This is a genomic window from Tenacibaculum adriaticum (genome assembly GCF_008124875.1).
In the GTDB taxonomy this organism is placed as follows: Bacteria; Bacteroidota; Bacteroidia; order Flavobacteriales; family Flavobacteriaceae; genus Polaribacter; species Polaribacter adriaticus.
The window spans coordinates 442,758-455,280 of the sequence record NZ_VNIA01000002.1; the positions used below are offsets into that span (position 1 = coordinate 442,758).

Annotated in this window: 12 protein-coding genes; 3 read left to right on the forward strand and 9 right to left on the reverse strand. The window is 31.2% G+C overall.

Features of this window, described 5'->3' with window-relative positions; all coding sequences use genetic code 11:
- Window positions 1-20: 20 nt before the first annotated feature.
- From rplI to rpsF, 3 genes are read right to left on the reverse strand one after another with little or no spacing between them, the layout of a single operon-like run.
- The gene (rplI, locus tag C7447_RS07465; RefSeq protein ID WP_148869887.1) at window positions 21-467 is read right to left on the reverse strand and encodes a 50S ribosomal protein L9; all 447 of its coding nucleotides are present in this window, start codon (window positions 465-467) and stop codon (window positions 21-23) included.
- 16 nt (window positions 468-483) lie between these two features.
- Window positions 484-780 carry a 30S ribosomal protein S18 gene (rpsR, locus tag C7447_RS07470; protein WP_148869888.1) on the reverse strand — a complete coding sequence of 99 codons (297 nt, stop codon included), beginning with the start codon at window positions 778-780 and terminating at the stop codon, window positions 484-486.
- Window positions 781-783: 3 nt separating this feature from the next.
- Window positions 784-1,125 carry a 30S ribosomal protein S6 gene (rpsF, locus tag C7447_RS07475; protein ID WP_148869889.1) on the reverse strand — a complete coding sequence of 114 codons (342 nt, stop codon included), beginning with the start codon at window positions 1,123-1,125 and terminating at the stop codon, window positions 784-786.
- A 162-nt stretch (window positions 1,126-1,287) separates the two neighbouring features.
- Here rpsF and C7447_RS07480 point away from each other — a divergent pair, with 162 nt between their 5' ends.
- Window positions 1,288-3,507: a TonB-dependent receptor gene (locus C7447_RS07480; protein WP_148869890.1), complete on the forward strand. Its 2,220-nt coding sequence runs from the start codon at window positions 1,288-1,290 to the stop codon at window positions 3,505-3,507.
- 85 nt (window positions 3,508-3,592) lie between these two features.
- Window positions 3,593-4,486, forward strand: a complete 894-nt coding sequence (locus tag C7447_RS07485; protein WP_148869891.1) for a sterol desaturase family protein — start codon at window positions 3,593-3,595, stop codon at window positions 4,484-4,486.
- 26 nt (window positions 4,487-4,512) lie between these two features.
- On the opposite strand, the gene C7447_RS07490 is transcribed toward C7447_RS07485, so the two are convergent.
- From C7447_RS07490 to mqo, 4 genes are all read right to left on the reverse strand, one after another.
- On the reverse strand, window positions 4,513-5,580 hold the full coding sequence (locus tag C7447_RS07490; RefSeq protein WP_211354906.1) for a hypothetical protein: 1,068 nt from the start codon (window positions 5,578-5,580) through the stop codon (window positions 4,513-4,515).
- 71 nt (window positions 5,581-5,651) lie between these two features.
- Entirely contained in the window at window positions 5,652-6,440 is a 789-nt protein-coding gene (locus C7447_RS07495; RefSeq protein WP_148869893.1) for a hypothetical protein, read from the reverse strand.
- The gene (locus C7447_RS07500; protein WP_148869894.1) at window positions 6,427-6,987 is read right to left on the reverse strand and encodes an RNA polymerase sigma factor; all 561 of its coding nucleotides are present in this window, start codon (window positions 6,985-6,987) and stop codon (window positions 6,427-6,429) included. The genes C7447_RS07495 and C7447_RS07500 overlap by 14 nt, the downstream gene beginning before the upstream one ends.
- Window positions 6,988-7,225: 238 nt before the next feature.
- Window positions 7,226-8,704, reverse strand: a complete 1,479-nt coding sequence (gene mqo / locus C7447_RS07505; RefSeq protein ID WP_148869895.1) for a malate dehydrogenase (quinone) — start codon at window positions 8,702-8,704, stop codon at window positions 7,226-7,228.
- A 182-nt stretch (window positions 8,705-8,886) separates the two neighbouring features.
- On the opposite strand from mqo, the gene C7447_RS07510 reads away from it, so the two are divergent.
- On the forward strand, window positions 8,887-10,977 hold the full coding sequence (locus C7447_RS07510; protein ID WP_148869896.1) for a S46 family peptidase: 2,091 nt from the start codon (window positions 8,887-8,889) through the stop codon (window positions 10,975-10,977).
- A 153-nt stretch (window positions 10,978-11,130) separates the two neighbouring features.
- On the opposite strand, the gene C7447_RS07515 is transcribed toward C7447_RS07510, so the two are convergent.
- Window positions 11,131-11,424, reverse strand: coding sequence for an STAS-like domain-containing protein (locus C7447_RS07515; protein WP_148869897.1), 294 nt, complete (start codon window positions 11,422-11,424; stop codon window positions 11,131-11,133).
- Between the two features lie 76 nt (window positions 11,425-11,500).
- Entirely contained in the window at window positions 11,501-12,379 is an 879-nt protein-coding gene (locus C7447_RS07520) for an ATP-binding protein (RefSeq protein ID WP_148869898.1), read from the reverse strand.
- Window positions 12,380-12,523: the final 144 nt, after the last annotated feature.

A 12,523-nucleotide genomic window follows, 5' to 3' on the forward strand; every position in this document is an offset into this window, starting at 1 on the left:
TTCTTTAACAAAGAACTTACTTATTCAGCAACTACTTCAAAAACAATGTCAGCAACAACAGCTCTGTGTAAACGAACAGCTGCGTTATATTTTCCTAATCTTTTAACGCTACCTCCAGTAACTTTGATAAATTTTTTCTCAACCTCTGTACCTGCTTTTGCTATAGCTTCAGCAACATCAGCATTATTTACAGATCCAAATAATTTATCTCCAGATCCAACTTTAGAAGCGATCTTGATTTCGTAACCTTTAATAGTTTCAGCTACTTTAGTAGCATCTTCTACTAATTTAGCTTCTTTAAAAGCACGTTGTTTTAAATTTTCTGCTAAAACTTTCTTTGCAGAAGAAGTAGCTAAAACTGCATATCCTTGAGGAATTAGGTAATTACGTCCATAACCATTCTTAACAGTTACAACGTCGTCTTTGAAACCTAAATTTTCTACGTCTTGTCTTAATATCAATTCCATAATTCTACTTCTTTAATTATTTTAACATATCTCCAACGTAAGGCATTAAAGCTAAATGACGAGCTCTTTTAATAGCCTGAGCCACTTTACGTTGATATTTTAATGATGTTCCTGTTAAACGTCTTGGTAAAATTTTACCTTGCTCGTTTACTAAATACATTAAGAAGTCAGCATCTTTGTAATCGATGTATTTAATACCATTCTTTTTAAAACGACAGTATTTTGACTCTTTTTTAGTTTCAATATCTAACGGAGTTAAATATCTAACTTCTCCTTGTTTTCCTCCTTTTGCTTGTTGTTCAATAGATGCCATTTCTTACTTTTTTGTAGATTTAACACGTCCTCTTCTTTTCTCAGCCCAAGCTGCTGCATGCTTGTCTAACCTTACAGTTAAATAACGCATAACACTATCGTCACGTCTAAACTCTAATTCAAACGGAGTAATAGCTTCTCCTGCAACTTTGTACTCTAATAAGTGGTAAAATCCACTTTTTTTCTTCTCGATTGGATACGCTAATTTTTTTAAGCCCCAATCTTCCTTGTGTATCATTTCGGCACCTTTAGAAACCAAATAGTCCTCGAACTTTTGTACTGTTTCCTTTACCTGAACTTCAGATAAAACGGGATTCAAAATGAAAACAGTTTCGTAATGATTCATAATAAATTGTTTAATTATTAAATTTTTAAGAGTGCAAATATACAACTTTATTGTTATTCAACAATCTTATGTCACTTTTAAAATTTATTATCATATGAAGTATTTCTAATACTAGAAAAAATTTATGTTTGTCTTAATTTTAAAAGAATAAAAATTTAGAAAATGAAACAAAAAAGATTATTTATTTTGTTTACAATACTTTTTCAAACAAGTTATGGTCAAAACCTTAAAGGTTATATTTTAGACTCAAGTCATAAACCTATACAAGAGGTTTATATATTTCATCAAAAAACCGGGAATCACGTACATACAAATTTAGATGGTTTTTTCACTATCACGAATGTTTCAGAAAACGATGTTTTGACAATTAGTCATATCAGTTATGAATCAAAAACCGTAACTATAAAAAACATAGATGATATTATAAAGATTTATCTAACAGAAAGAGAAATTAAAATCCCTGAGATAGTTATTAATCCAAGTATTAATGCTTTAAATTTATTTACGAATATAGATTTACAAGTGAACCCGGTAAATTCTTCACAAGAAATTTTACGCAAAGTTCCTGGTTTAATTATTGGTCAGCATGCTGGTGGCGGAAAAGCTGAACAGTTATTTTTAAGAGGGTTTGACCTTGATCATGGTACTGATATTACTATTGATGTAGACGGAATACCTGTAAACATGGTTTCTCATGCTCATGGACAGGGATATGCAGATTTACATTTTTTAATACCGGAAACCATTCAAAAAATAAATTTTGGAAAAGGTTCTTATTATGCAGATCAAGGAAATTTCTCTACTGCTGGTCATGTATCATTTGCTACCAAAGATTATGTAAAAGATAGTTCTGTTAAATTGGAAATTGGGCAGTTTAACACAAGTCGTTTTTTAGGTCTATTCAATTTATTAAATGATACGGACAACTCAGCGTATGTTGCTTCAGAGCTTTTAATGACTGACGGACCATTTGATAGCCCACAAAACTTTAATCGAATTAATATTTTCGGAAAATATAAAACTCAACTAAATAAAAATGATAAGTTAGCTATCACACTGTCTCATTTTACAAGTAGTTGGGATGCTTCTGGTCAAATACCTCAAAGAGCAGTTGATAATGGGCTAATTGATAGATTTGGCGCTATTGATGATACTGAAGGTGGATTAACCAGTAGAAGTAATTTTTTATTGAATTACGATAAACAGCTAAACTCAAATACCTTAATTAAGAATCGTGTATACTATTCTAAATATAACTTTGAGTTGTACTCTAACTTTACCTTCTTTTTAGAAGATCCTGTAAATGGAGATCAAATAAAACAGCAAGAATCTCGAGATATCTTCGGATTTTTATCTGAAATCAATAAGAAATATAGTTATAAGAATACTCAAATTTCTACACAGACTGCTATTGGATATAGACGTGACAAAAGTAACGCAAACGAGTTATCACATACTTTAAACAGAAAAACTACATTGAACCAAATTCAATTTGGAAATATTGATGAAACGAACTTCTTTGGTTATATAAATACCGAATTTAAAATAAAAAAATGGATCATAAATCCTGCATTACGCTTAGATCATTTTAAATTTATATATAACGATTTATTATCTGAAGACTACACAAACAATCAAGAGCAAAAATCAATTTTAAGTCCAAAACTAAACATACTTTACAATCAATCTAAAAATTTACAGTTATACTTAAAATCGGGTAAAGGTTTTCATTCTAACGACACAAGAGGTGTTATTTCTCAAAGCGGAATTAAAATTTTACCAGCATCTTATGGTGCAGATCTTGGGTTTATTTGGTCTCCAAGTTCTAAATTAATTGTAAACACTGCTGCTTGGTATTTGTATCTAGATCAAGAATTTGTATATGTTGGTGATGCTGGAATCGTAGAACCAAGTGGGAAAACAAGTAGAAAAGGATTAGATTTTGGTCTACGTTATCACATTAATAATTGGTTGTTTTTTAACAACAACATCAATTATACTCATGCTCGTACTATTGATGAAGAAAAAGGTAACGATTATATTCCTTTAGCTCCTGATTTAACCCTAACTGGAGGATTAAATTTATTGAATAGAAATGGGTTTTATGGTGGATTAAATTACAGATACTTAAAATCTAGACCTGCTAATGAAGATAATTCTATCGTTGCCAAAGGGTACTTTATTACAGATTTTAACTTGGGTAAAAAATGGAAAAATTTTGATGTTGGAATCACCATTAACAACCTATTTAATTCTGATTGGAACGAAACTCAATTTGCCACAGAATCTAGATTAGAAAACGAAACAGAAAGTGTAGAGGAAATTCACTTCACACCAGGAACACCTTTTTACTTAAAAAGCTATATATTATATAAATTTTAAAACTATTAATATTTTCCACTAATAATGTAAAAAATTTGACTTAAAATTATATTTTCGTTAATTTTGCAGCAACTAAATTATTTATATGGAAATCCCTAATTTACCCGATATCATTTATTATGCTATCCCATTTTTCATTTTTACCGTTATTATTGAAGCTATTTTAACTGTTAATGTTAAACTAGAGGATTATGAAATTAAAGATACGGCTACTTCTTTATCTATGGGAATAGGAAGTGTAATAGTGGGTTTACTTACAAAAGTAATCATTTTAGGCGCGTTTTTATTTCTATATAAATACCGTCTGTTCACTATTGAATTCACTTGGTGGGCTTGGGTTTTAGTATTATTTGCTGAAGATTTTGCCTACTACTGGAATCATAGAATAGCACATGAAAGCAGGTTATTTTGGGCAAGTCATGTTGTACACCACTCATCACAAAAATATAATTTAGCTACGGCACTACGCCAAACTTGGACAGGTGGTTTTTATACTTTTATCTTTTGGCTTCCTTTAGTACTAATTGGATTTCACCCTGTAATGGTAATTATGCAAATGTCGGTTAGTTTGCTATATCAATATTGGATTCATACCGAATTGATAGACAAAATGCCTAAATGGTTCGAATATATCTTTAACACTCCATCTCATCACAGAGTACACCATGCAACGAATCCTCAGTATTTGGATAGAAATCATGCAGGTATCTTTATCATTTGGGATAGAATGTTTGGTACATTTGAACCAGAAGTTGAAAAACCTGTATACGGTTTAGTAACCAACATAGAAACTTACAACCCAGTAAAAGTGGCTTTTATTGAATGGGGTAATATGTTTAAAGATGTTTTCACATCCAAAACTTCATTTTTTAATCGTTTAAAATATTTTATTAAACCTCCGGGATGGAAACATGACGGAACCGGGAAACTTTCTGAAGATCTCAGAAAAGAATGGGAAGAGCAAAAAGCAACGAATTAATCGTTGCTTTTTTTTGTAGTTAGTTTTTAATTGATATCAAATCGTAATCCAAGAGATATGTTTCGAGTATCTGTATTTTTGAATAATGGATTCAAATCATATTTTGCATAGAGTCCACAACCTTTGTAGGCAAAAAATGCACTTAACCCGTAGTTTAATGTATTGGTATTAAAACTATTCTTTTGTACCTCCTCTACTTTTACTCCATTAGGATTTATATATTCTAAATATTGACGTGTCCCTAACTTAAATCCGAAGAAACCACCGATTCCCAAACGTATAGATTGATGTGTTCTATCTCGCACAAAGCCATTATCATATTTTCTGTTTTCTGAAAAATCAAACTCTAAATGTGCAGGAAAAATCATTTGTACATGGCGTAATCTACTTTCTGAAAGTGATTGATCGAATACTATTAAATCTGTTTCTTCTCCGTTAACTTCATGATATTGATTGTCCTCCGCTCGTAAATTATTCCACAGAAAAGAAAATCCGTATTTAAAATATGTTTTTGAAGGTTCTTTTGACAATCGAGTTTTCCATGTAAATCCTAACTCATAAAAATGTGACTGCCAAAATTTATAATCAGAATTGTTTAAAGAATTCAAATTATGATCAACTAAAACATTATTAACCCCTAAAGCAAATACAAACTGTGTTGTAGTACGCTTATCTCTAAAACGTCTTTTCCTTCTTTTCTCATCTCTTTCAACACTTAACAAAGTAATATCATGATCAAAAACTCGAAAATTAACTGTTTCTTCATAATCACCGGCACTTGCTATTTTACCATTAGTTTTGTCTTGAACTAATTGCTGTAATTTTTGCTCTTCGGCTCCTACTCTATTTTCAATATTTGTTGCATGAATCTGAGCCGCATCTTTTTTAAGTTTTTCCGCTTCTTGTTCTGTGATTTCACCCTCTTCTAATTGAAGATTGATTTTCTTCACTTTTTGTTTTAAGCTATCTTTTTCTTGCTGTATGATACGCTCAATTTTATCAGAGATCTTTTTCACTTCTTTTTCAAAAATCTTTTCTTGTGATTGGGCAATAGTTGTACATAACAACACTAAAATTAGTAGTATTCTTTTCATTATTAAATTTTTAAAATTAAACGAATTACGGTTTGGTAAGTTTACTTATCGATAATTTAAATTGAGCGCTCTTATTTATTTCTATCAGCAATTGCTACAATAACATCTGATAGTTTTAATTTGAATTTTTGCATAAAGTTCTGCTGAAAATCGGCTTCTTCAATATCATTTTCAACTTCAGCTAAAATAGTTTCCGGATCTATTTTTAAATTCGATTTTATAAGTTGTTTTTGAATGGTATCTATAACATCTTTACGGTTGATATTATATTTTGCATAATATGTTTTCACTTCTTCAGGACTATGCGTAACGGCATATAACAAATCATCTGCATTTATATGAATTCCTTCTTTTGAATTCATTTTTGTTTTTTGCATATCAACCTTTGAAAAAGTATCTTTTTCAATTATTTCTTCTTGATGTTCAACTTGAGCAATAATTGTTTTTTCTTTGGCTTCCTTCGAAAACTCTTTCAAAATAACTTGATGCTTCTTAACTGATTTTTTACTATTCCTTTTTTCTTTTATTTTCTCCAGATCTTCAGTAACATCTGCAATCGCTTCTTCAATTTTAGGGGCTGTATTATCTTCAATATTCTTCAACTGAATAGTATCTAGAGGAACACTTACTATAATATTTTTCGTAGGCTTAATTTCTTCTTTTTGATTGATGAATATAAAAGTTGATATCAACACAATTATACTCGCAGCATACCCAACATACACTAACCATTTTTTATTTTGTTTGGTCTCTTGCTCATCCAATTGATTACTCAATCGTTCCCAAGCAGATACAGATGGTTGTAACTCACGTTTATTGAGCTTCTCTGCTATGGCTTTATCTATCTTATTTATCTGCATTTTTAATCTCGTTCATTTTAATATAACTTGTTTGCAACCATTTACGTGCTTTAAATAATTGCGATTTAGATGTACTTTCAGAAATATTGAGTTGTTGAGCTATTTCTGAATGCTTATAACCTTCAATAGCATATAAATTAAACACCATTTTATAGCCATCGGGTAATTGATCTATTAGTTTTTGAATGTCTTCTACCGAGGTGCTTTCTAAACTATGATTAGCCTGTTCGTTAAAAGAATAATCTTCATCGGTTAACTGAATCGGATTTTTCTTTCGTAAATAAGAAATACATGTATTAACCATAATTCTACGTATCCAACCTTCAAAACTCCCTTCGTTTTTAAATTTGTGCAAGTTGATAAAAATCTTTAAAAACCCTTGTAACATTAAATCTTCCGCATGATGTAGATCTTTTACATATTGCCTACATACACTCAACATTTTTGGCGAAAATTGCTCAAACAATTGTTGCTGTGCCTCTCTGTTTTGATCAATCGCTTTTTTAATTAACGATTTTTCTCGATTATGTAACGGAATAATTTTCAATCCAAATATTTGTTTTTACCTGCTTACAAATATATAGACTACAAGTTTTAAAAAAAGGTTGCTTTAAATTGAAAAAAAAATAAAAAGTTTATAAAACTGAAGAACCTCCGACCTATGAATATCGGAGGTTCATTAAATCACTTAGAGTGATATTTCAGGGGTAAAATCAATAACTTACCCGTTATTATATGTCAAATTTAATCTTTAATTTAAACTTGATAAAAGGAAAAACACTTAATTAATTTAATTTTAATAATTTTCTTGTCCTCGCTAATTCTTTATCAAATATTTTCTCTGTAATTTCAGTTTTATAAAAAGGAATCATTTGTTTTAATTTTTCCTTTCCTTTAGTTGAATCTAAAAATTCAGGAAAAGCTTTTTCCAACACTTTTAACATAATTGCTGTCGCTGTAGATGCTCCTGGTGATGCTCCTAACAAACAGGTAATACTTCCGTCTTTACTACTAATTACTTCGGTACCAAATTGTAGTTTCCCTCCTTCGTACTCGTCTTTTTTAATAATTTGAACACGCTGACCCGCTTTTACCACGTCCCAGTCTTCACTTTTAGCATTTTTCATAAACTTACGTAACGACTCCATTCTATCTTCTTTGTTCATCATTACTTGCTCTATCAAGTACTTTGTTAGCGGTAAATTTTGCCAAAAAGCACCTAGCATTGGTGAAATATTATCGAATTGTATCGATTTAAACAAATCTAAATTTGAGCCTTCTTTTAAGAACTTCGGACTAAAACCTGCAAAAGGACCAAATAACAACGATTTTTTGCCATCAATATAACGTGTATCTAAATGTGGAGTAGACATCGGCGGATCTCCAATTCCTGCCTTACTATATACTTTCGCGTTGTGCTGTTTAGTGATTTCTTCATTATTGCATACTAACCACTCTCCGCTTACAGGGAAACCACCGTACCCTTCTTTTTCATCAATCTCTACTTTTTGCAACAACAATAAGCTTGCACCTCCTGCCCCAATAAATACATGTTCTGCATCTATATTTTCAATTGCTCCTGTCTTGCTATTCTTAACTTCAACTGTCCAATCAATTTCTGGGTCCGGATCAATATCTAATACTTCGGAATTACAGTGTACAGGTGTGTTAAATTTTTCTTCCAATACTTTAAAAAGTATTTTCGTTAACTCTCCATAATTCACCTCTGTCCCTCTGTCTATTCTTGAAGCTGCCATTACTTCCTTTTCATTACGATTCTCTACAATTAATGGAAACCACTCACGCATTTTCTCTATATCTCTTGTAAACTCAATCGAATTAAACATAAAATGCTCCTTAAATGCCTTAAAACGACGCTCTAAATAATCGCTATTTTCTGCCCCTAATACCCAACTATGATGATACACAGGCATTACAAAATCTTGTGGATTTTCAATTAAACCTTCTTCTACCAAATACGCCCAAAGTTGTTTTGAAATTTCGAACTGCTCACAAATTTTTATCGCTTTAGAAATATCGATACTTCCGTCTTCATTTTCCGGACAATAATTTAATTCACATAAAGCAGAATGCCCAGTACCTGCATTATTCCACGCTGCAGAACTTTCTTGTGCTACCTTGTCTAAGCGTTCTAAAATTAAGATTTTCATCTCAGGATTTAGGATTTTAGCTAACAATGCTAAATTGGCACTCATAATTCCACCACCCACACAAATTAGGTCGTATTCCTTTTCGAACTTCATTGATTTTGTTTTTTATTCAAGGGTAAAGATAGTATTTTAGCCATAGTTTTAAACAACACTATAACATCTCGATACAACCTCTTTTCAGTCGGTTACTCGATGTGACAACAATAATGTTAGTTCGAGTGATTTTCAGAAGTATGAGGAAAATTGTATCGAGAACATTTTAACACAAACAACCAATGAGAAAATTAAACCTATTATTTACATTTCTTATCACATTCACACTTACTGCACAACAAGGCGGAATGTGGATTCCTTCTTTATTAAAAGGAATGAACGAACAAGAAATGACTTCTTTAGGAAGCAAATTAACTGCCCACGACATTTACAACGTTAACAAATCGAGTTTAAAAGATGCTATTGGGCACTTTAACGGTGGATGTACCAGCGAAGTGATTTCTAAAAAAGGATTGATCTTAACCAATCATCACTGTGGTTTCGGACAAATTCAATCGCATTCAACCTTAGAAAACGATTATTTAAAAGACGGATTTTGGGCTGAAGACCTTAAAGACGAGTTACCAAACGAAGACTTGTATGTAGAATTTATCGTGCGTATTGACGATGTAACTAACCAAGCATTACAAGGTGTAACCGACGATATGGATGCTCGTACAAGACAATCTACGATCGATAAAAACATCAACAAAATTCAAAAAAATGTAGAAAAGGAAGATTGGCAATTAAGTAAGGTACGTCCGTTTTACAAAGGGAATCAGTATTTCTTATTTGTAACCGAAAAGTTTGAAGACATCCGTTTAGTTGGAGCGCCACCAAGTAGCATTGGTAAATTTGGTAGCGATACCGATAACTGGGTGTTCCCGCGTCATACGGGAGATTTCTCTTTATTCCGTATTTATGCGGATAAGAACAATCGTCCTGCAAAATATAGTAAAGACAACAAACCTTACAAACCAAAGCACTACTTACCTATTTCGTTAGACGGAGTTGAAGAAAACGATTTTACGATGGTTTTCGGTTTTCCTGGTAGAACCAACGAGTATTTACCTGCGGTTACTATTGAACACATTACACAAGAGTTCAACCCAACCAACATAGCTATTCGTGAAGCGTCATTAAAAGTAATTGATGCAAAAATGAAATCGGATGATGCCGTTCGTATCAAATACGCTTCTAAACAAGCGCGTATTGCCAATGCTTGGAAAAAATGGATTGGTGAAAACTTAGGAATTAAAAAGAGCAACGCTATTGCCAAAAGAAAAGCATTTGAAACGCAATTTACATCTGCAGTTGATGAAAAAAGATTACCTGCCGACTATAAAAACATACTTCCTGAGTTTGAAAAATTGTATAAAGACTTCGCTCCTATCAATATTAAAAGAAGAAATTTTATTGAAGTATTTATCGTTACCAACGAGTTGATGCAAATGGCGTTTAGAACCTATCAGTTTGAACAAGCTGTGGCTAAAGATGCTACTAAGTTTGAAACAGCGAAAGCTTCTTTGGTAGGCAGATTAAAAGGAATTCATAAAAACTACGATGTTACGGTAGATAAAGGTGTGTACGAAGCAGTAATGCCATTATACAGCAAAAATGTAGATGCTTCTATTTACAATAACACTGCATTTACCAATTTAGACAGCGCCTTAGCCTTGTTAGAAGGTTCTGCGGATGAAGTGATTACCAAACTAAACAACGACAAAGCGTATGCCTATGCAAAACCGTTTATTGAAGAGTTTTACACGAGCATAAACAAAGAATACCAAGAAAAGAACGAACCAATTTTAGCGTTGCAAAAAAAGTATATGAAAGCACAAATGGAAGCGATTCCAGATGCACGTTACTTCCCGGATGCTAACAGTACCTTACGTGTTACCTACGGTAAAGTAAAAGGATACTCGCCACGCGATGCGGTATATTACAACCACGTAAGTTATTTAGACGGTGTTGTTGAAAAGTACGTACCGGGAGATTATGAGTTTGATGTACCTAAAAAGTTATTAGATTTATATTATGCCAAAGATTTTGGTAATTATGCCGATAAAAACGGAAAAATGCCGGTGTGTTTCTTAGGAACCAACCATACTACGGGTGGAAACTCTGGAAGTCCTGCTATTGATGCTCACGGAAACTTAATTGGATTAAATTTTGACCGTGTTTGGGAAGGAACCATGAGTGATATTAACTACGACCCTGATATTTGTAGAAACATTATGGTAGACATCCGCTATGTATTATTTATTACCGATAAATATGCAGGTGCCAAACGTTTAATTAAAGAAATGAAATTGGTACACCCTAAAAAGTAAAAAACATTCCTGAAAAATAAAAAAGGCTTCAAATTATTGAAGCCTTTTTTGTATCTAAATTTTACTTTCTCAATTTAAAATACAAGATTCGCCTATCTACCGATACCCTTCATTAAAACAACGGATATCTTAAAGTTAGGTGCAAGCGAATAATTATTCAACTAAATATAAATTTCTATATTTAGTGATATAATTATTCAACCTTTGAAACTGATTTTTAGAACCTTTAAACTTAACTGTTTCTTTGAAATTTGAGAAGCCATAATTATCCAAAAAGACTCCAAAAGAAGTATTCAAAAAAGATGAAGACATTGACAAATCTGAATCAACAAATAAAACTAATTGTTCTTCTTTTAAATATGCATCTTTTAAAGCATTGAATAGAATCACACCTTCATCGTTTGAACTGGAATTTTTTACGATATTTTTTAATATCAAAGTTTTCATTAGAAAAATGTTTTAATTATATTATTATAATGAACAAATTCTGTACAAAAGTATGAATAAATATACAAAATATTTATTAAAAGTCAAATATCTCATCAGAATCATCTTTTTCTACAAAGGTATTTAAGTCTACTTCTACTTTAATTAATGTTCCAGAAAAGTCATATCCAACATTACCTGCTCTATAAATCTTACCTGCTTCTTTTTCAACAATACCATTATTAGAAATAATAAGTAATTTACCATTAGAACTTTCAGTTAATTCAAGGATATTATTCAATCCAAACCCTCTATTCCTTGGAGTTGAATTTATAGAAAAACCTCTTTCTAATGATTTAAGAATTGCTTTCCAATCTTCCATTTTTTCAATATCTTGAGTTTCTGCATTATTAATTGAAGTGGGAATTCCAATTCCAAAATCACAAACTGAAAAAGATATTTTATTATTCTTAGGGTAATATTGTGTTATAATGTAACCTGTAACAGGCGATTTAGAATGATCAAAGATATTATTAAAAACTTCATCCATATTAGATGATAAAGGAACTAAATCTTTATTATCAGTAAATCTTTCAAAATATTTCTTCGCATACAATGAATAAGAATATATCATATTTTCTGATATTTTCCACAGACAAAGAGTTGTACTATTATAAGACAAAGTAAATTTACTTCTATCAAATCCAACTTTCCAATATTCCTTAAATTTTATATTAAATAAATGATTATTAAATCCTTCTGTACCTCCAATAAAGGAGATTTTACAATTTTGAATATAAAAACTTTCAATCAAACAAGCCAATATTACAAAATCATCTGTTTCCATAAAACGAACTTCATTAAAATCGACAATCAATGAATCAATATCATCTGTATTCCTCATACTTTCACTTACAAAACGAAACCAATCATCTGATTGTTGACTTGATGGAACTTTTAAAACATACTCTTTCATTTAATAATAGAAGTTTTTATACAAATATAGTAAATGCAAGTGGCTAACTTAAGACCTATAAAAATAATGCTTAATTTAGTGGTTAACCCAAGAGTCGCACAATTAATAGTTCTAAAATTTACTCCTTCATTTTTTGTATCTTGA